This window comes from Actinophytocola sp. (genome assembly GCF_035634895.1).
Taxonomy (GTDB): Bacteria; Actinomycetota; Actinomycetes; order Mycobacteriales; family Pseudonocardiaceae; genus Actinophytocola.
In genome coordinates this window covers 21,121-40,378 of record NZ_DASQCC010000279.1, presented here as the reverse complement: position 1 = coordinate 40,378, position 19,258 = coordinate 21,121, and the positions used below count along the sequence as shown (strand labels likewise).

General features: G+C 71.2%; 17 protein-coding genes. 10 read left to right on the top strand and 7 right to left on the bottom strand.

The genetic code is table 11. From position 1 onward, the window contains the following. Positions 1–25: 25 nt before the first annotated feature. Complete coding sequence (locus VET29_RS42825) at positions 26–346, bottom strand: hypothetical protein (RefSeq protein WP_324932917.1); 321 nt, start codon at positions 344–346, stop codon at positions 26–28. After that, positions 343–1,407: a lycopene cyclase family protein gene (locus VET29_RS42820; protein ID WP_324932914.1), complete on the bottom strand. Its 1,065-nt coding sequence runs from the start codon at positions 1,405–1,407 to the stop codon at positions 343–345. Before VET29_RS42820 ends, VET29_RS42825 begins: the two co-directional genes overlap by 4 nt. 417 nt (positions 1,408–1,824) lie before the next feature. On the opposite strand from VET29_RS42820, the gene VET29_RS42815 reads away from it, so the two are divergent. The 3 genes from VET29_RS42815 to VET29_RS42805 all read left to right on the top strand — a co-directional run bounded on the left by VET29_RS42815 (position 1,825) and on the right by VET29_RS42805 (position 6,823). Next, positions 1,825–3,372 (top strand): dGTP triphosphohydrolase, encoded by a 1,548-nt coding sequence (locus tag VET29_RS42815; RefSeq protein WP_324932911.1) that lies wholly within the window; start codon positions 1,825–1,827, stop codon positions 3,370–3,372. Positions 3,373–3,531: 159 nt separating this feature from the next. Then, positions 3,532–6,327 (top strand): S8 family serine peptidase, encoded by a 2,796-nt coding sequence (locus VET29_RS42810; RefSeq protein WP_324932908.1) that lies wholly within the window; start codon positions 3,532–3,534, stop codon positions 6,325–6,327. A gap of 61 nt (positions 6,328–6,388) precedes the next feature. Next, positions 6,389–6,823 (top strand): type II toxin-antitoxin system Rv0910 family toxin, encoded by a 435-nt coding sequence (locus VET29_RS42805; RefSeq protein WP_324932905.1) that lies wholly within the window; start codon positions 6,389–6,391, stop codon positions 6,821–6,823. A gap of 99 nt (positions 6,824–6,922) precedes the next feature. On the opposite strand, the gene VET29_RS42800 is transcribed toward VET29_RS42805, so the two are convergent. After that, on the bottom strand, positions 6,923–7,936 hold the full coding sequence (locus tag VET29_RS42800; protein WP_324932902.1) for a Glu/Leu/Phe/Val dehydrogenase dimerization domain-containing protein: 1,014 nt from the start codon (positions 7,934–7,936) through the stop codon (positions 6,923–6,925). A 111-nt stretch (positions 7,937–8,047) separates the two neighbouring features. Here VET29_RS42800 and VET29_RS42795 point away from each other — a divergent pair, with 111 nt between their 5' ends. Further along, entirely contained in the window at positions 8,048–8,503 is a 456-nt protein-coding gene (locus VET29_RS42795; protein WP_324932899.1) for an Lrp/AsnC family transcriptional regulator, read from the top strand. On the opposite strand, the gene VET29_RS42790 is transcribed toward VET29_RS42795, so the two are convergent. After that, the gene (locus tag VET29_RS42790; protein WP_324932896.1) at positions 8,495–9,259 is read right to left on the bottom strand and encodes an SDR family oxidoreductase; all 765 of its coding nucleotides are present in this window, start codon (positions 9,257–9,259) and stop codon (positions 8,495–8,497) included. The two genes, VET29_RS42795 and VET29_RS42790, sit on opposite strands and share 9 nt — an antisense overlap. Positions 9,260–9,598: 339 nt before the next feature. On the opposite strand from VET29_RS42790, the gene VET29_RS42785 reads away from it, so the two are divergent. Beyond that, complete coding sequence (locus VET29_RS42785) at positions 9,599–11,230, top strand: ABC-F family ATP-binding cassette domain-containing protein (protein ID WP_324932893.1); 1,632 nt, start codon at positions 9,599–9,601, stop codon at positions 11,228–11,230. 173 nt (positions 11,231–11,403) lie between these two features. Next, on the top strand, positions 11,404–11,613 hold the full coding sequence (locus VET29_RS42780; protein WP_133909271.1) for a helix-turn-helix domain-containing protein: 210 nt from the start codon (positions 11,404–11,406) through the stop codon (positions 11,611–11,613). 9 nt (positions 11,614–11,622) lie between these two features. On the opposite strand, the gene VET29_RS42775 is transcribed toward VET29_RS42780, so the two are convergent. Beyond that, on the bottom strand, positions 11,623–12,975 hold the full coding sequence (locus VET29_RS42775; RefSeq protein WP_324932890.1) for a glycosyltransferase 87 family protein: 1,353 nt from the start codon (positions 12,973–12,975) through the stop codon (positions 11,623–11,625). A 228-nt stretch (positions 12,976–13,203) separates the two neighbouring features. On the opposite strand from VET29_RS42775, the gene VET29_RS42770 reads away from it, so the two are divergent. Further along, the gene (locus VET29_RS42770) at positions 13,204–15,066 is read left to right on the top strand and encodes an ABC transporter ATP-binding protein (RefSeq protein WP_324932887.1); all 1,863 of its coding nucleotides are present in this window, start codon (positions 13,204–13,206) and stop codon (positions 15,064–15,066) included. A 7-nt stretch (positions 15,067–15,073) separates the two neighbouring features. Here VET29_RS42770 and VET29_RS42765 read toward each other — a convergent pair whose 3' ends face one another. After that, positions 15,074–15,634, bottom strand: coding sequence for a nucleotidyltransferase family protein (locus VET29_RS42765; protein ID WP_324932884.1), 561 nt, complete (start codon positions 15,632–15,634; stop codon positions 15,074–15,076). Between the two features lie 24 nt (positions 15,635–15,658). Then, positions 15,659–16,510 carry an NAD(P)H-binding protein gene (locus VET29_RS42760; protein ID WP_324932881.1) on the bottom strand — a complete coding sequence of 284 codons (852 nt, stop codon included), beginning with the start codon at positions 16,508–16,510 and terminating at the stop codon, positions 15,659–15,661. Between the two features lie 66 nt (positions 16,511–16,576). Between VET29_RS42760 and VET29_RS42755 the strand changes: the two genes are divergently transcribed. The 3 genes from VET29_RS42755 (at position 16,577) to VET29_RS42745 (ending at position 19,258) form a co-directional block, all read left to right on the top strand. Continuing rightward, positions 16,577–17,284 carry a TetR/AcrR family transcriptional regulator gene (locus VET29_RS42755; protein ID WP_324932878.1) on the top strand — a complete coding sequence of 236 codons (708 nt, stop codon included), beginning with the start codon at positions 16,577–16,579 and terminating at the stop codon, positions 17,282–17,284. Next, entirely contained in the window at positions 17,281–17,952 is a 672-nt protein-coding gene (locus VET29_RS42750; protein ID WP_324932875.1) for an alpha/beta hydrolase, read from the top strand. Before VET29_RS42755 ends, VET29_RS42750 begins: the two co-directional genes overlap by 4 nt. Positions 17,953–18,034: 82 nt before the next feature. Next, the gene (locus VET29_RS42745) at positions 18,035–19,258 is read left to right on the top strand and encodes an LCP family protein (protein ID WP_324932872.1); all 1,224 of its coding nucleotides are present in this window, start codon (positions 18,035–18,037) and stop codon (positions 19,256–19,258) included.

Below are 19,258 nucleotides of genomic sequence, written 5' to 3'. Positions count from 1 at the left end.
TCGACGGGTACCGCCGCCGCGACGTTCACCGAGCCAGCCAGCGCGCGTACTGCTGCCGGTCCGACTTCGTGACCTTTGCCCGTTCGGTGACGGAGAGGGTGAACCAGTCGGGCCGCAGCTGGTGCGGAGACTCGGCCCAGGCGAGCACATCGCGGTGGTCCTGGCAGGCGGTGTGGACATAGTGCGTCGGGGAGTCGCGCCGGTCCTCGTCCGAGAGCTTGACGATGGCGAGCTGGACGCGGAGCCGCTCGGGCCCGGTGTACTGGTCGAGCTGGCGCTTGATCTCGGTCGGGTCGGCGTCGGGGAAGACCTGCCGGATCTTGGTGAGGAGCTTCTCGAGCGTCATGGGGTGACCATCTTCCGGCGGAGGTGGGCGGGGGCGCGGGCGAACAGGACGGCCATCGCGGCGGTCACGCCCGCGAGGTCGGTGCGTCCGGACAGGTAGGCCCGCTGTCGGCGTTCGGGAAGTGCGAAGAACAGGTCGAAGAACTCCTCGTGCTCGGTGGCGGTCAGGCTGAGCAGCGTCGCCAGCCCACGGCGGCGCAACCGATACACGAGCCGAGCCGGCGCCGGCCACAGGACACGCCGCACCGCCGCGGGGCCACCCCGAAAGGCTGACGCGACGGCCGGTGCCAGCCGGAAGGTGTCGGCAAGGCTGAACCCGGTCGCCGGATGCACGAACCCGGCGGCGGCCCCGAAGGGAATCGCGCCACTCGCCAGTAGCGGCGGGGGAGGGACGTCGACGGGGAACCGGACCCGCTCGACGGGCCCGTCGAGCGGCCCGAGCCGCGCGTGCAGGCGGTCCCGCAGCTCGGCGAAGCCGAGGCCGGGTCGCCGGGCGAGACAGGTCTCCTCGAGGAGGACCCGGCCGTCGGGGCGGGGCACGGCATAGAGGAACGTGGCCGGCTCACCGAACCCCGGCGGCCGGCGCCAGTCCATGAACACGGCCTCACCCGGTGCCACGACGGAAGCGGCCCGCTCGGCCGGTACCACCACGCCGAAGGCGGTCTGCTCGACCCGGTTCGCCGCACCGAGCACCCCGGTCGCGTCGAAGACCATGCCCGCCCTCAGCACCTCGCCGTGGGCCAGGCGGGCCCCGGTAGCCGTCATGGCCGCCACGCGGGCCCTGACCACCTCGATGCCCGGGTGGGCGCAGGCCGCGAGCACGCTCTCGTTGTCCAGGACCGCGTACCCGCGTGCCAGCCCCCGAACCCGCGCCGGCACCCAACGCGCACCGGCGGGCAGCACGGACGTCTCGTCCAGCCACATCCCGTACGTGGCGGGCCAGGTGTTCGTGGGCGCCACCAGCGTGACCCGCAGCCCCGACCGCGCGCACGCACGAGCCAGCGCCCAGCCGGCCGGCCCGCCACCCGCGATCACGACATCCGCGACCAAGACATCCGCCACGAGTCGATCTCACCATCCGGCTGCCTCGCACCGCGCGGCGCGTTCTTCGTCGGGCATGAAATCCGGATCGCCGCATTGTCGGCGAGCTCGTGCCCCGCTGCCGCCGGTGTCCGAGTGGCACCCTCCAGTGTGGACGGTCGCGCCGTCTCGCCTTCCAACACGAGGAAATCGGCGCGGCCGTCGGTCCGCGGTTCGGGGAATCGCCGATTGCCGAACGGGTCGCCGGGCATTCCGGGAAATCCGGTGGCCCGCGTTCGGCGAACAACGAAAAACCCGCGTCGACAAGGACCAGCCGACGATCGTTGCGGCCGGCGGAAAACCGGCGGCGGTCTTTTCCCGTCGCGCCGGAAACCTCCGCGGGGCTGGACCGGCAGGCAAATGTATTCATCCGTTCGGCTCAGCGGCTAAGGTCGTCGCATGAGTGATCGGGAGGAGCGCCGCTCCGAGAGACCCGGCGGGCCGGCGGCCGGGGATCTCGCGGCCAGTCCGTTCCGGATCGACCGCGACCGGATCGTGGCCTCGCCGTACTTCGCTCGCCTCGGGGGTGTCACCCAGGTCGTCAGTGCCAGTGGCTCCGGCCTGCTGCACAACCGCCTCACGCACAGTCTCAAGGTCGCCCAGGTCGCCAGGGCCATCGCCGAGCGGCTCCGCACCGACTTCACCCCGCTGCTCGACAAGCTCGGCGGCTGCGACCCGGACGTCGTCGAGGCCGCCGGCCTCGCGCACGACCTCGGCCACCCGCCCTTCGGCCACCTCGGCGAGCAGGTCCTCGACCGCCTCGCCCGCCACCGGTTCGGGCTGCCCGACGGCTTCGAGGGCAACGCCCAGAGCCTGCGAATCGTCACCACGACCGACACCGGCGGCCCCAGCGCCGTCGGACTCGACCTCACCGCGGCCGTGCGTGCCGCCATGCTCAAGTACCCCTGGACCCGCCTGAGCCACCCGGACCCGCATCCGCGCCACCTGGCCACCCCGCCGCGCGGCGCGTCCGAGCCACCGGACGAGCCCAGCACCGGGTCCGCCAAGTTCTCCGTCTACGTCACCGAGCTCGACGACATGGCCCAGGCCCGCGCCCCCTTCGCCGGCCGGCTCGCGAACTGGCAGCAGACCGTCGAGGCCTCCGTCATGGACCTCGCCGACGACATCGCCTACGCCATCCACGACCTCGAGGACTTCCACCGCATCGGCGTCCTCCAGCACGCGCCCGTCGCCGCCGAGCTGGGCCACTGGCTGAACAACGCGCTCGACCTGGCCGCGGTCGACGACCGGACGCTCGCCGCGCAGGGCCGCCGCCCCGGCTACTCGCTGGAGCGGCTCCGCCGCCGCCTGCACCGCCGGGACGCCTGGGTGGTCGACGACGACGCGTTCGTCGCCGCGGTCGGACGGGTGCGCACCGAGCTGGTCGACGGCATGCTCGACACCCCGTTCGACGGCTCGGTCGAGAGCGAGCAGGCGGTCGCGCGGTTCTCGTCGGTATGGACCGTCCGACTCGTCGACGGCATGACCGTCGTGATGGACCCGCCCACCCGCTCCGGCCACGTGCTGCTCGCGCCCGCCCAGTGGCACGAGGTCCAGGTGCTCAAGTTCGTGCACCGCCGGTTCGTGCTCCTGCGGCCCGACCTCGCACTGCACCAGCGCGGCCAGGCCACGCTCGTCACGTCGTTGGTCGAGGCGCTCGCGCAGTGGCTCACGGATCGTTACGAATCCGACCGGTTACCCCGCCGGCTCCAGGATCTCGTCGAACTGGCCGCGACCGAGTACCACGCACTGGCACAGACCGATTTGTCTACTTTGGTCGGCGCGTTGGGTGAACCGCCGAGCGGTGAGCACGGAATCCGTGAGTTAGCAAGGGGACGGGCCGTGATCGACTTCGTCTCGTCCCTTACGGACAGTCAGGCAGCGTCGCTCCTCGGCGCCCTTACGGGCCGAAGTGCGCAGCCCTGGTCCGACGCTTTTGTACTCTAAGTCGTTCACGTACGGCAACTGTTAACACACACCGAGTGTTATTCGGCCAAATGGCCGCTGCGTCCCATTGGTTCCGACCCATACGTTGGGCCTGGCCGGGGGCACCGGCACCGGGCGTCGTGAGTCGGGGCACGGCCAAGCATCACGCGGAGGGCATCCGTGCGTTTACCTGCACACGCATCACGAAGATCACGCTACATCCTGACCGGCGCGGCCTGCCTGCTGGCGGTCGTGGGGTTGGCCAGCCCCGCGGTAGCGGCGCCGTCACCGGGGGACCAGAAAATCTCCGCCGAGCAGAACGCGGCGAACCAGATCGCCACACTCCAGGACCTCAAGAAGAGCATGTCCCCGGCGGAAGCCAAAGTGGACACCCAACTCTTCCTGCAGCAACGCCTAGCCGCGAACAAGACGGCGAGCGGAACGGTTCCGTTGCTACAGAACGGAGTCGAGAAGACCGCGAGCGGCAAGGTGCTCGTGGACATCCGCGGCACCGTGAGTGACAACCTGGTCAAGTTCCTCACCACCAAGGGCGCCGCCATCCGGTCGACGTCGACCCGGTACGGCACCGTGCGTGCCGAGGTGCCGCTGTCGGCGGTCAACGCGATCGCCGGTCGGGCGGACGTGAAGGCGGTTCAGGAAGCGGTCGGCGCACTGACCGCCCGTGAACTGAGCCCGAAGCAGAAGTCCGAGCCGGAGTCCAAGGAGCAGAAGGAAAAGCGGATCGCGCAGAACACGCGTGCCGCGCTTTCCGACCGTGCCGGCGCGATCGACAGCGAGGGCGACCGGGCGCACAACGCCGACGGCGCACGTGGGGACATCGGCGTCACCGGCGTCGGCGTCAAGATCTGCGCGCTGTCCGACGGTGTCGACTCCCTGTCCACGTCCCAGGCCGGCGACGAGCTGCCGGCCGTCGACGTCCTACCCGGCGAGGCCGGTTCGGGCGACGAGGGCACCGCGATGCTGGAGATCATCCACGACGTGGCGCCGAACGCCGCGCTCGGCTTCGCCACCGCCTTCAACGGCGACGCCAGCTTCGCGGACAACATCCGCGCGCTGCGCTTCGACCTCGGCTGCGACATCATCGTGGACGACGTCATCTACTTCGCCGAGCCGTATTTCCAGGACGGGATGATCGCCCAGGCCGTGAACGACGTCGTGGCCGACGGCGGGCTGTACTTCTCGTCCGCCGGCAACGAGGGCAACACCGTGGACGGCACCGCCGGCCACTGGGAGGGCAACTACGTCAACTCCGGCCAGGTGATCGGCAAGTTCGCGGGCTACGCCCACGACTTCGACCCCGGCCCCGGCGTGCAGGTCCTCGAGCCGCTCTCGAACGAGTCGGGCGGGGCACCGGTCCTGCTGAACTGGGCGGACCCGCAGGGTGCGGCCAGTGACGACTACGACCTGTACCTGGTGGACTCGGCCGGCAACGTGCGTGCCGCCAGCCAGAACTTCCAGACCGGCACCCAGGACCCGTACGAGCGGGTCGACGTGCCGGGCGGCACGAACCTGCGGCTCGCGGTCGTGAAGTTCGCCGGCGCCGACCGGTACTTCGCGCTGTCCGCGCTGCGCGGCCGGTTCAAGGACCAGGCCGGTCTGAAGGCGTTCACGACGACGGGCGAGACGTTCGGCCACTCGGCCACGCGTGGCGCCTTCTCCGTCGCCGCGGCGCCGGCGGCCGACCCGCTGCCGTTCGACCTCGAGACGGGCGACCCGGCGAACCCGGCCGGCCCGTTCCCGAACGCGTACGGCCCGGACCAGCGGCAGGAGCGGTTCTCCTCCGACGGCCCGCGCAAGGTGTTCTTCGAGGCCAACGGCACGCCCATCCCCGGTGGCGAGGTGCGGCAGAAGCCGGACATCACCGCCGCGGACGGCGTCTCGACCAGCGTCGAGGGCTTCTCACCGTTCTTCGGCACCTCGGCGGCCGCGCCACACGCGGCGGCCATCGCGGGTCTCGTGCTGTCCGGCAACCCCGGCATCGACCCGGCCGAGGTGCGGGACGCGCTGACCAGCACCGCGCTCGACATCGGCGCGCCCGGTGTCGACCCGGTCACCGGTCACGGCGTGCTCCTGGCCGACCGGGTGCTCGGTTACACGGGCGCCAGCCCGCAGCCGCTCGCGGTCGCGGAGACCCCGAAGGTGACCGCGGACGACGGTGGCGCGTTCATCGACCCGGGTGACACGGTGACGGTCCAGCTGCCGGTGACCAACGTCGGCGACGCCACGGCCGTGTCCACCAGCGTCGTGCTCACCACGTCCACTCCGGGTGTCACGATCACGCCGCGCGCGCAGTCCTACGGGGCCATCCCGCGCGGGGAGACCGTGATCAAGAGCTACAAGGTGACGGTGCCGGCGAACCACGAGGTCGGCGTGCCGATCCAGTTCGCCACCAGGGTGACGTTCGCCGGTACGTTCTCGCCGAAGACGTCGTCGTTCTCGGTCGACGTCGGCCAGCCGTCCGCGACGGCCACCACGTTCAGCTACAGCGGCGCGGCGGTCCCGATCCCGGACAACAGCTCGGTCGGCGCGACCGTGCAGATCCCGGTGGCCGGCTTCGGCCGGGCGTCGAAGATCACGCTCTCGATCGACGGCTCCGCCTGCAACGCCGACACGGGCTCGACGACGGTGGGCATCGACCACACCTACGTCGGTGACCTGGTCGGTCAGCTGATCGCGCCGAACGGTGCGACCGCGACCGTGTTCAGCAACAACGGTGGCAGCGGGAACAACCTGTGCAAGGTGGTGTTCGACGACAGCGCGGCGGCCTCGTTCGCCAGCGTGACGTCGGGCGACGCCCCGTACACCGGTTCGTGGCAGCCGATCAGCCCGCTGGACGCGCTGCGTTCGGCATCGGCTGACGGCACGTGGAAGTTCTTCGTCCGTGACACCGCCGGGGCCGACACCGGTTCGGTCCGCGCGGTCACGCTGAACCTCTACGGTTACGTGCGCCCGTAAGTAGTCGAATGAGATGGCCGCCCGCCGGTGCGAACCGGCGGGCGGCCGTACTCTTTCTGCCGTGGCAAAGGTCAACGCGACGGCTCTGGTACCGGCGAGCCCCGACCAGACATGGGCGATGGCCTCGGACCTGTCCCGTTTCGACGAGTGGCTGACCCTGCACGACGGCTGGCGCGGTGAGGTGCCGGCCGTGATCGGGAAGGGGACGGCGCTGACGTCGGTGGTCAAGGTGATGGGGCTGCGGAACCGGATCAGCTGGCGGGTCGAGTCGTTCACGCCACCGACGGCCTTGTCCATCTCGGGCCGTGGGGTGGGCGGAGTGCGGGTGGCGCTGACCCTGTCGATCCGCGCGACGGGGGAGTCGGCGTCGAAGGTGACGATCGACGCGGAGGTGACGGGTCGACCGGTCTTCGGGCCGGTGGGGATGGCCATCGGCCGGGCCGTGCGAGCGGACGTCCGCCGCTCGGTGGCGACCCTGGCGAGGCTCGTCAGCTGACCCACGGACGCCTGTCAGCCCGCCGCCCGGCTGCTGGTGAGCCCGAGCCGAGTGCCCGGCAGGCTGGGTGTCACCCTCCGCGGCTGGAGACACCGGCGCTCACCCGTGCGCGAGCGCCGGTGTCTCCAGCCGCCGTTCGGCCAACGCCATCGCCTCGGCGAGTGGGGTCGTGCCGTGCGACGCCGCCGACGCCAGCACGGACGCGGTCGTCTCCTCGATGGCCGCCACCCGCGCGAGTGCGTCCTCGTGCGAGAGCCCGGCCGCCTCCCGGCTCAGCGTGTAGATCGCCCCGCCGCCGCTCGCCACGAAGTCCGGCACCCACACCACGCCGGCACGGGCCAGCTCCGCGGCCACCCCGTCCGACACGAGCTGGTTGTTCGCCGGCCCGACCACCAGCGGCGCCCGCACGTCCGTCCCGACGACCCCGCCGACCGCCGCCGGCACCAGGACGTCCGCGTCCACCGAGTACGACACCGGCACCTGCTCGTACCCGGCACACCGCGCCGGGTCCACGTCCGCGACCGCCACCGACGCGCCGCCGGCAGCCAGCTCCCGCGCCACCAGCGAGCCCACCGACCCCATCCCGATCACGACCACCCGCCGCCCGGACACCGACGCCGACCCGAACACCGCCGCCAGCCCGGCCCGCATCGCCGCCAGCACACCGCGCGCCGTCGGCCCGCTCGACGAACCGGTCCCACCGGCGGACTCCGGCAGGCAGAACACCCGCGACGTGAAGGACCGCATGTACACCATGTCCTCCGACGACGTGCCGATGTCCGGCCCGGCGAGGTAGGTCCCGCCGAACGACTCGATCAGCTCGGCCGCGTCCGCCAGCACGTCCGCCCGCACGGACGGGCTCACCGGGGACGGCAGCGCGACCACCGTCTTCCCGCCGCCGAACGGCACCCCGCCGATCGCGTTCTTGTACGTCATCACCCTCGACAGCCGCAGCGCGTCGGCCAGGCCGTCCTGCCAGGTCGGGTACTGCCGCAGCCGGATCCCGCCCGCCGCCGGTCCGAGTCGCCGCGAGTGGACCGCCACCGTCACCGGCACCCCGGACCGACGGCCCAGCCGCGTGACGACCTCCTCGTGCTCCCATGGTTCGCCCACCGAGTCCTCCTGCCGAACAGAAAACAACCGACGGGTCTGACGCTAGGCAGATAGCCAGCCCAACAGCGGGGTGTCCGAACATAATTCGGCATCGGTGGTCAGAATGACCCCATGGACGAAGTTGATTCGGCGATCATCCGCGAACTGCAGGAGGACGCCCGCCAGCCCAACCAGGACATCGCCCGCAAGGTCGGCATCGCGCCGTCGACCTGCCTGGAGCGCACCCGCCTGCTGCGCCAGCGCGGCGTCATCCGCGGCTACCACGCCGACATCGACCTCGCGGCGCTCAACCGCGGCGTCCAGGCACTGATCGCCGCGCAGATCCGGCCGTTGTCACGCAGCGTGATCGAGGCGTTCCAGAACCGGGTTGCCGCGCTGCCGGAGGTGCTCGCGGTGTTCACCCTCGCCGGCAGCGACGACTTCATCGTCCACGTGGCCGTGCAGGACATCGACCACCTGCACGCGTTCCTGATCGACCGGTTCACCAGCCGCCGCGAGGTCGTCGGCTTCCGCACGTCGATCGTCTACCGCCACCAGGTGAACAACGTCCTGGAGCTCCTACAGTGAGCCGGTCGCGAGCATCCCGCCGTCGACCCGCACGGTCTCGCCGGTGATCCAGGTCGCCTGGTCGGAGGCCAGGAACACCACCAGCCGCGCCACGTCCGCCGGCTCCCCCAGCCGCTTCATCGGGTACCGGGCCGCGGTCGCCTCCTCGTCGGCGGTGTAGAGCATCTCGGCGAACTTCGTCTTGACCACGGCCGGCGCCACCGCGTTGACCCTGATGCCCGGTCCGAGCTGCCAGGCCAGCTCCTCGGTCAGCCGGATGAGCGCCGCCTTCGACGCGCCGTACGCCGAGATCACCCCGGACGACCGCAGGCCGGCCACCGACGCGATGTTCACGATCGACCCGCCGTGCTCGCCCATCCACGTCTTCACCGCGAGCTGTACGAACCCGAGCGCGCCGACCACGTTCACGTCGAAGAGCTTGCGCACCGCGCCGAGGTCGGCGTCGACGAGCGGCCCGTACGTCGGGTTGATGCCGGTGTTGTTGATCAGTACGTCGAGCGAGCCGAACTCCTCGACCGTGCGGCGCACGACCTCGGCCCGGTCGTCGTCGCTGCCCGTGTTCGCCGGCACGGCCAGCACCCGGGCGCCCGGCACCTGCGCACGCAGCTCGTCGGCCGCCGCCGCGATCTGGTCGGCCTTGCGCGAGGAGATGGTGACGGCCGAGCCGCCCCTGGCCAGCTCCGCGGCGATCGCGAGGCCAATGCCCCGACTGGCGCCCGTGACCAGCGCGGTCTTTCCCTTGAAGTCCGGTGTCATGGCTGATGACTCTAGTGCGGTGTCCACCAACGTTCGCCGGGTCTCTCGGCGGCCCAGCTTCCCGCTGGCGGCGTTGCCGATCCGCCCAAGTACGTCCAGTACGAGGGCGGATCGGCGCCTTGCCAGCGGAAACCTGGATCCACCGATAGACCCACCGACATTGGTGGACACCGCACTCGCTAAGCGCCCGCTTAGTCCGCGACCGCGCACGAAAGTCTCTTGCCGCTGACACGTATAGTGAGGGTGTGGTGATCCGTACGGCCTAGGAGGCAGGCGAGCCCACCGGTCACGGCCGGCGGGCGATGAAGCCCTGCCCACCAATAAACCGGAGTCTCCGAAATGATCACCGCTACTGACCTCGAACTGCGTGCCGGCACCCGCATCCTGCTCTCCGACGCGACGCTGCGCGTCCAGCCCGGCGACCGCATCGGCCTCGTCGGCCGCAACGGCGCCGGCAAGACCACCTCGCTGCGTGTCCTCGCCGGCGAGGGCGAGCCCTACGCCGGCCACCTGCTCCGCAAGGGCGAGATCGGCTACCTGCCGCAGGACCCGCGCGAGGGCAACCTGTCCGTCACCGCGAAGGACCGCGTCCTGTCCGCGCGTGGCCTCGACGAGCTGCTGCGCGAGATGGAGAAGGCCCAGACGGCCATGTCCGAGCTGGTCGACAACGCGCAGCGCGACCGCGAGGTCCGCCGCTACGGCCGGCTCGAGGAGCGGTTCGCCGCGCTCGGCGGCTACGCGGCCGAGAGCGAGGCCGCGCGGATCTGCGCGAACCTCGGCCTGCCGGACCGGGTGCTGGCCCAGCAGGTCGGCACGCTCTCCGGCGGCCAGCGCCGCCGCGTGGAGCTGGCGCGCATCCTGTTCGCCGCGTCCGAGGCCGGCTCGGGTGGTGGCGGCGCGGGCACCACGCTGCTGCTCGACGAGCCGACCAACCACCTCGACGCCGACTCGATCAACTGGCTGCGTGGCTTCCTCAAGGGACACAACGGCGGCCTCGTCGTGATCAGCCACGATGTCGAGCTGCTCGCCGACGTGGTCAACAAGGTGTGGTTCCTCGACGCCACCCGCGGCCAGGTCGACACCTACAACATGACCTGGCAGCGCTACCTCGACGCACGTGCCGCGGACGAGAAGCGTCGCCGCCGCGAACGTGCCAACGCTGAGAAGAAGGCGTCCGCGCTGCAGGCGCAGGCCGACAAGATGCGCGCGAAGGCGACGAAAGCCGTTGCCGCGCAGAACATGGCGCGCCGCGCCGAACGCCTCCTCTCCGGTCTGGAGGAGGTCCGCCAGGCGGACAAGGTCGCCAGGATCCGCTTCCCGGATCCGGCGCCCTGCGGCAAGACCCCGCTCACCGCCGAGGGACTGTCGAAGTCGTACGGCTCGCTGGAGGTGTTCTCCGGCGTCGACCTCGCCATCGACCGTGGCTCCCGGGTCGTCGTGCTGGGGCTGAACGGCGCTGGTAAGACCACGCTGTTGCGTCTGTTGGGTGGCATGGAGCCCGGCGACGCCGGCGAGGTCGTGCCTGGTCATGGGCTGCGCATTGGTTACTACGCCCAGGAACACGAGACGCTCGACCACAACGCGTCGGTGTGGGAGAACGTCCGGCACGCCGCGCCCGACACGCCGGAGCAGCAGCTCCGGTCGCTGCTCGGCACGTTCCTGTTCACCGGCGAGCAGCTGGAGCAGACGGCGGGGACGCTGTCCGGCGGCGAGAAGACCCGGCTCGCGCTGGCCGGTCTGGTGTCGAGCGCGGCCAACGTCCTGCTGCTCGACGAGCCGACGAACAACCTCGATCCGGCGTCCCGAGAACGTGTTCTCGACGCTCTGCGCGGATATACGGGCGCAGTTGTCCTCGTCACGCACGATCCGGGCGCGGTGGAGGCACTTGAGCCCGAACGGGTGATCCTGCTGCCCGACGGGACCGAAGATCACTGGTCAGCGGACTATCTGGAACTCGTCCAGCTCGCGTGAGCGCCGCCGGCGCCTACGCGCGGGGCCGCCGATCGGTTGCTCCGTCCCGGTGAGGCGTGAGCGATTTCATAGGTATTTTCGATCTCGCCTGGCATTCCACGCGATCGTGTTCGATCATTGCCACGGCAGGTGTTCTGGAATACCTCCGTGACACGCTACGGAAGGCGGACGACGTGGCTGATTTGAAGAAGGGCGCGCGGATCACCGGCAGTACGCGCGACAAGCTGGCTGCCGACCTCAAGAAGAAGTACGAGAAGGGCGCCAGCATTCGAGCCCTGGCCGAGTCGACGGGGCGGTCGTACGGTTTCGTGCACCGCGTCCTGTCGGAATCCGGGGTGACGTTGCGCGGCCGAGGCGGCGCAACGCGAACGAAGAAGAAGTAGCGATCGGGTTCAAGCTTGGCTGCCGCGGGCGTCGGGGCTCGCGATCGGACGGTTGAGACCTTCGTAGGCGTCGTCGTGGGTGACGTCGTGATCACCGTCGGTCGGGCCCGCGGCTGTCCTGGTCCCCTCCTCCCGTGCTTCCTTCGGTTCAGCTGTGGAGAAAGCGAGCATCGCGCCGGCCATCGCCAGCGGGTACACGAGGTACCCCCAGCGGGTCGCCGGCGCGAGGACGATCGCCGTCCCCAGCCCGACCGCGGTGCGCAGCATGACGTCCGCGGGGTCGCGGGGCGGGCGGACCACCAGCCAGACCGTGATCGCGCATGCCGCCGCCGCGAGCAGCGCGAGCGATGCCGCGTGGCCGATCGGGCCGAGCTGTGCGATGAGGTGCCCCGGCAGCGGACTCGCCGCCGGGGAGCCCGCCTCGCCGAGCCCGGCCGGAAACAGGATCACGTGCTCGACGAATGCGGCCGGATCCACCAGCAACACCGGTAGCACCAACACCGCGCTCGTGATGATCACTGTACCAAAGAAGATCAACAACGCACGCCTGCCGCGGGCCGCGAACACCGCGATCGCCAGCACCAGAAGTGCCGGCAGCGCGGTGAGTTTCATGTTTATCACCAACGCGATCGCGAGTCCCGAGGTTATCGGCCCCCCGAAACTTCCAGCCCTGAAGGCAAGTGCGGCGGCGAGCACGATCAACGCGATCACCGGGATGTCGTCGCCGGCGACGGTGATCGTCAGCAGTGTGAGCGGGCTGACGGCGGCGAGCTGCGCGGCGAGCACGGGAACCCTGGGCCGGCCCATGACCTTCAGCGCCAGCGCGACCAGCAGGACGGTGCCGACCGCGAAGGCGATGCGTGCGTCGGTGAACGGGCTGTCGCCGAAGAGGGCGCGGGGGAGGCCGAAGATGGTCATCCCGGGGCCGTACGGCGTGTAGTCGTCGGGGACCGGCGGCCGGCCGAGCAGGCTCAGGTCCGGGTAGGGCGTGCCGTTGTCGAGCAGCAGGCGGGCCGACCGCTCGACGACCCACACCTCGGGCTGCGACGGGAACGCCCACGGCCACCTGCCCCACACGAAGCCGGGGTCGCGCACGAACACCAGGACGAGCAGCGGCACGACCCCGGCGAGCAGGCCGGCCACCCCCACCGGCGACCAACGCGAGCGGACTGTCGGTGGCATGCGGGAGGATGCCTGTAGGACCGTGAGCACGAACGCGATCAGGTAGCCGGCCGTCGCGAAGTTGCCCCAGACGCGATAGCCGTAGAACTCGGAGAAGATCGCATTGCCGGCGGCGAACGCGAGGCCGACGCCGTAGAAGAGCAGGTCGAGGCGCCAGCTACGGCGTCGGGTCGGCTCCACCGGGGCAGGCTACCGGGAGCGGAGCGGTGGAGCGGACCCGCCGGGCCGACGAGCACGAGGCCCGGCGACGAACGAGCCCCGCGCCGCCGCGCGCGGGAGGGAAGGAGGCGGGTGAACGGGCTGCGAGCGCGACCGGTTCGACGCCGCCGTGTTCGCTGTGCGGTTAACCGGGAAGGTCGCGGGCGGGTCGCGCGTTGGTCCTGGCCAGGGCAGATGTGAGGGGTAGACGTGGACAACGCGTGGATGTTGATGCACGGCGCGATGCGGGACGCGCCGAAGGGCCTGCGCAAGGGCACCGTCCGGCGGGTGTACGAGTTCGCCGGGCCGCACCGGGGCAAGCTTGCGGTGTTCCTGCTGCTGACGATGATCTCGGCCGTGCTGGCGGTGTCGGCGCCGCTGCTCGCCGGCCAGGTCGTGAACGCGATCGTGGGCGGTGGCGCGGTCTCGACCGTGGTGTGGCTCGCGGTCGTGATCGCCGGCCTGGCCGTGCTGGACGCGGGCCTGGGGCTGGTCGAGCGGTGGCAGTCGTCCCGCATCGGTGAGGGTCTGATCTACGACCTGCGCCGCGCGGTGTTCGGCCACGTGCAACGGATGCCGGTCGCGTTCTTCACGAGGACCCGCACGGGTGCCCTGGTGTCGCGGCTGAACAACGACGTCATCGGGGCACAGCGGGCGTTCACGTCGACGCTGGCCGGCATGGTGACCAACGTGATCCAGCTGGTCCTGTCGGTCGGCGTGATGTTGACGCTGTCGTGGCAGGTGACCGTGCTGGCCCTGGTGCTGCTGCCGATCTTCGTGCTGCCCGCGCGCCGGATGGGCCGGCGCATGGCGGATCTGCAGCGGGAGTCGGCGGGCCTGAACGCGTCGATGACCACGCAGATGACCGAGCGGTTCTCCGCGCCCGGGGCGACGCTGGTGAAGCTGTTCGGGCACCCGCGTGCCGAGCTTGCGGAGTTCGCCGGCCGGGCGGCGCGGGTGCGGGACATCGGCATCCGCTCGGCGATGCTGACCCGGTGGTTCATGACGAGCCTGTCGCTGGTGTCGGCCCTGGCGCAGGCGCTGGTGTACGGGCTGGGCGGCTACCTCGCGATCACGGGTGCGCTGGCGCCCGGCACGGTGGTGGCGCTGGCCCTGCTGCTGACGAGGCTGTACACGCCGCTGACGGCGCTGGCGAACGTCCGGGTGGACATCATGACCGCCCTGGTGTCGTTCGAGCGGGTCTTCGAGGTGCTCGACCTGCCGCCGATGATCACGGAGCGGAAGAACCCCGTGGCGGTGCCGGCCGGCGGCGTCTCGGTCGAGTTCGACGACGTGCGGTTCGCCTACCCGCCCGCGGAGAAGGTGTCGCTGGCGTCGCTGGAAGACGTTGCGGTACTGGACAAGCGCGGCGGTGACGAGGTGCTGCACGGGGTGAGCTTCCGCGCGGCGCCGGGGGAGATGGTGGCGCTGGTGGGCTCGTCGGGCGCCGGGAAGTCGACGATGGCGTCGCTGGTGCCCCGACTGTACGACGTGGACGGTGGCGCCGTCCGGCTGTCCGATGTGGATGTGCGGGACCTGTCGTTCGACGCCCTGCGCGACACGGTGGGAGTGGTGACCCAGGACGGTCACCTGTTCCACGACTCGATCCGCGCGAACCTGCTGTACCCGAGGCCGTCCGCGACCGAGGAGGAGCTGTGGGAGGCCGTGACCCGCGCCCGCCTGGCGGACCTGGTGCACTCACTGCCCGACGGACTGGACACGGTCGTGGGGGAGCGCGGCTACCGACTGTCCGGCGGCGAACGTCAACGCCTGACGATCGCCAGGCTGCTGCTGGCCCAACCGCAGGTGGTTATCCTCGACGAGGCGACGGCCCACCTGGACTCCGAGTCGGAGGTCGCCGTGCAGGAGGCCCTCGCGGACGCGCTGACCGACCGGACGGCGATCGTGATCGCGCACCGCCTGTCCACGATCAGGGCGGCGAACCAGATCCTCGTGGTGGAGGCCGGCAAGATCGTCGAACGCGGCACCCACGACACCCTGCTGGCGGCGGGCGGCCGGTACGCGGACCTCTACCGGACCCAGTTCGCGAACCAGTCGACGGCGGCGGCCTAGGGCAGATCTAGGGCAGATCCTCGGGCCGGTCGACGTCGGCGCCGCTGGCGATGTCCTCGCACGGCACGGCGGTCACCTCGTGCCGGGCGAGATAGGGCCGGGCGCCCTCGTCGCCATCGGCCAGCGCCGCCACGCCGGCCCAGTGGTTCCGCCCGATCAGCACGGGATGGCCGGGCACGCCGTCGTAGGTCGCCCTCGCCAACGCGTCGGGGTCCGCCATGGCCGCCAACCGCCGGACCGCCGCGGTGGTCACTCCCGGTGTGTCCACCGGCAGCACGACGACGGCCGTCGCGTCACCGCCGAGTGCGGACAGTCCCACCCGCAGGGAGGTGCCCATGCCGGCCGTCCAGTCGGGATTGTCCACAAGCGACGACCCGCTGAGCGCGGCGGTGGTCCGCACGTCGTCGGCGAGCGCCCCGAGCACGACCACGACCGGCGTGCACCCGCCGTCGTGGAGCACATCGGACGCGAGCTCGACGAACAGCCGACCCCGGTGGCGCACGAGGGCCTTGGGCATCCCGTACCGCCGCCCGGCCCCCGCTGCCAGCAACAACCCCGCAACGGTCATACCGACAGCGTAGTTCTCCGGGCGTCAGCGAAAGGCCGCGACGTTGTCGCGGGCCCACTGGGCGAACGTCCTCGGCGGGCGGCCCAGGACCTCCTCGACCGTCGGTAGCGGGGTGAGCGCCGCCGACCAGTCGACGTCCTCGAACGACGGGCCGCCTGCCGAGTAGTCCGCGAAACCCAGCAGGAAGTCCGCGTTCGCCGCGGCCCACCCGCCCTGCGCCCGCAGGATCTCACGGGCCTCCGCGGCGTCGACCTCCTCGAACCGCACCTCCTCGCCCAGCGCCTCGCCGATCGCGGCCACCTGCTCCCGCCGGGTGATCAGTGCCGGACCCGTCAGGTCGTACCACCGCCCGGCATGCCCGTCCGACAGCAGCGCCGCCACGCCCACCGCCGCGATGTCGGCCTCGTGGATCGCCAGGCTCGGCGCCGCCGGCTGCGCGAACCGGACCACCCGCGAGGACCGGATCATCGGACCCCACAGCCGCAGCGTGTTCGACGCGAAGTCACCCGGCCGCAGGTGCGTCCACGCCACCCCGGACGCCTCCACCGCCTGCTCCACCGGCAGCTGGAAGTCGGTGTCGAAGCCACCCGTGACCGCCCCCGACGACAGCGTCACGATCCGCGACACGCCCGCCTCGACCGCCCGCGCCACGACCTCGCGCGCCGTCCGCGGCTCCGGGAACAGGAACATCCGCGACACCCCGTCGAACGGGACCGACGCCGGTGCCAGCAGGTCACCGCGCACGACCTCCACCGGCGCGGGAAGGTCCGCGTCCGCCCGCCGCGTCAGGGCGACCACCGAGCACCCCGCCTCGACGAGCTGCGCCACCACGTGCCGCCCGACCTGACCCGTCGCGCCGGTCACCAGGATTCTCACGGCATGACCCCCAAAAAATGAGTACAGCGTACGCATAAACAGTACCACCGCGTAGAATCGATCACGATGGACATGGCGAACACCATGGCGCTGCTCTGGGGCACCAAACCGGCGCCCACCCGAGGCCGAAAGCCGGGTATGACGATCGACAGGATCGTGGCGACGGCCGTCGCGGTCGCCGACGCGGACGGGCTCGACGCGCTGTCCATGCGTCGCGTCGCCGACGAGCTCGGCGTGGGCACCATGTCGCTCTACCGCTACCTGCCCGGCAAGGCCGAGCTGTTCGAGCTGATGCTCGACGCCGTCATGGGCGAGGACCCGATGGTGCCGACGGGCGACGGCTGGCGGGACAGCCTCGCCGAGGTCGCCCGCCGCAGCCTCGCCGGCTACCGCCGCCACCCCTGGCTCCTCGAGGCCTCGCTGTCCCATGGCCTCGTCGGCCCCAACCAGGCCGCCGTGCTCGACCGGCTCCTCGCCGCCCTCGACGGCACCGGCCTGACCAGCGGCCGGAAGATGGCCGTCATCGGCCTGCTCATCGGCTACGTCCAGGGTCGCGCCCGCCGGCTCGCCGACGCCGCCCGCACCGAGCGAGGCGTGTCCGACGGGTGGTTCTGGGCGGAGTTCGCCCCGCTGCTCGAACCCCATCTCGACCGCTTTCCCAGCCTCGCCGCGGCCTGGCGGGACGACGAGCTGACCTGGGAGGACGAGTTCGAGTTCGGCCTGCGGCGCGTCCTCGACGGCATCGAGGCCCACATCGACAGAGGAGACCAGTGAGGATCAACAAGAGGGGCGCCACCACCGGCGTGCGAGCCGTGGTGCTCGTGCTGCACGGCGGCCAGGAGGTCAGCAAGACGCCGGCCACGGTCCGGTACCCGGCGTACTGGCGGATGGTCCCGTTCGCCCGCGACCTGAGCAGGGTCCCGGGGCTTGCCGTGTGGCAGCTCTGCAACACCTACCGCGGCTGGAACGCCCCGGACCTCGACCCGGTGCACGACGCCCGCCACGCGCTCGACGAGATCCGCGGCACGTACCCGGACGTGCCGGTCGCGCTCGTCGGCCACTCGATGGGCGGCCGGGTCGCGCTGCGCGTCGCCGACGATCCACAGGTGGCCGGCGTGTGCGCGCTCGCGCCGTGGACCCCGGCGGGCGAGCCCGTCACGCAGCTCGCCGGCCGGACGGTGCTCATCGCGCACGGCGACCGGGACCGGACCACCGACCCCGCGCTGTCCTACACCTATGCCGAGCGGGCCAAGGAGGTCACCGACCGGGTGGCGCGGTTCGACGTTCGCGGCGAGACGCACGCGCTGCTGTTCCGTTACCGTGAATGGACTCGCCTGGTCAGGCGGTTCACGCTCGGTGTGCTCGGCGCCGTGCCGCTCGACCAGGACATCGCCGACGCGCTTGGGAAACCGCTGCCGGACGGACTCCGCGTGCCCGTCTAGTCACGGTCTCGTACGGTATGCACGTGTTTCGCAACCTGCGCGAGGGCTCCCACGTCCTGATTTGTGACGAAAGGGTGGGGAGATGAGCTACCAGCAGCCACCACGACGGCCCGGTTCGGGGCAGGGCCGTCCCCCGCAGGGCCGAGGAGGCCCCGGGTACGGCCCCGAGCCTGGTTACGGACGCCCCGGTCCCGGCGGCCGCAAGCCCGCCTACCACAACACGAGGATGCTGCCCCTGCCCGGGCAGGACGAGCCGCGGCGCGACTACGGCGCGGCGCCACGCCGGCCGCAGCCGCCGGACGACTTCCAGCGTCCGCCCGCGGGCGAGGGCTACCCGCCACCGCCACCGCGCCGGCCGCTTCGCCGGCCACGCTGGGGGCGGCGGATCCTCATCGGCTTCCTGGTGCTGCTCCTGCTCATCGCGGGCGGTCTGGTGTGGATGGACTTCTCGCTCAACCGGGTCGCCGCGATCTCGGACTACCCCGGCCGGCCCGCCGAGGCGGCCGGCACGAACTGGCTGATCGTCGGCTCCGACAGCCGCGAGGGCCTGACCGACGAGCAGAAGGCCGAGCTCACCACCGGCGACGCGGCCGGCAAGCGCACCGACACGATCATGGTCGCGCACATCCCGGACAACGACACGCCCCCGACGCTGCTGTCACTGCCGCGTGACTCGAACGTCGAGATCCCCGGCCACGGCGTCAGCAAGATCAACGCCGCGTTCGCGCTCGGCGGCGCGCCGCTGTTGGTCAAGACCGTCGAGGGCGCGACCGGCCTGCGGATCGAGCACTACGCGGAGATCAGCTTCGGCGGGTTCGCGGGCATCGTGGACGCGGTCGGCGGCGTCGAGATGGACATCCCGGAGGAGATGCACGACACCGTCACGGGCGTGACCATCCCGGCCGGACACCAGACGCTGAACGGCGTGCAGGCGCTCGGGTTCGTGCGCATGCGGCACTCGGCGTCGACCCCGCGGTCGGACCTCGACCGCGTGGCCAACCAGCGCAAGTTCATCGGCGCGCTCGCCGGCAAGGTCGCGACCGCCGGCACGCTGCTGAACCCGTTCAAGCTGTTCCCGGTGATCGGTGGGATGACCGACGCGTTGACCGTCGACGAGGGCGACCACCTGTGGAACCTCGCGAGCCTTGGCTTCGCGATGCACGGCATCTCCGACGGCAGCACGGTGACGACCACCGTGCCGGTCACGGACGGGTCGGCCACCAAGTGGGACCCGAACAAGAAGCAGGTGCTGTTCGACGCACTACGCGCCGACACGCCGATCCCGCAGGAAGCGCTGTACCAGTAG

Bases quoted from the DNA above. Each gene is read 5' to 3' on its own strand.
- VET29_RS42825 (WP_324932917.1), bottom strand. From the start codon at position 346: ATGACGCTCGAGAAGCTCCTCACCAAGATCCGGCAGGTCTTCCCCGAC.
- VET29_RS42815 (WP_324932911.1), top strand. From the start codon at position 1,825: ATGAGTGATCGGGAGGAGCGCCGCTCCGAGAGACCCGGCGGGCCGGCG.
- VET29_RS42795 (WP_324932899.1), top strand. From the start codon at position 8,048: ATGGACGAAGTTGATTCGGCGATCATCCGCGAACTGCAGGAGGACGCC.
- VET29_RS42790 (WP_324932896.1), bottom strand. From the start codon at position 9,259: ATGACACCGGACTTCAAGGGAAAGACCGCGCTGGTCACGGGCGCCAGT.
- VET29_RS42785 (WP_324932893.1), top strand. From the start codon at position 9,599: ATGATCACCGCTACTGACCTCGAACTGCGTGCCGGCACCCGCATCCTG.
- VET29_RS42765 (WP_324932884.1), bottom strand. From the start codon at position 15,634: ATGACCGTTGCGGGGTTGTTGCTGGCAGCGGGGGCCGGGCGGCGGTAC.
- VET29_RS42755 (WP_324932878.1), top strand. From the start codon at position 16,577: ATGGACATGGCGAACACCATGGCGCTGCTCTGGGGCACCAAACCGGCG.
- VET29_RS42745 (WP_324932872.1), top strand. From the start codon at position 18,035: ATGAGCTACCAGCAGCCACCACGACGGCCCGGTTCGGGGCAGGGCCGT.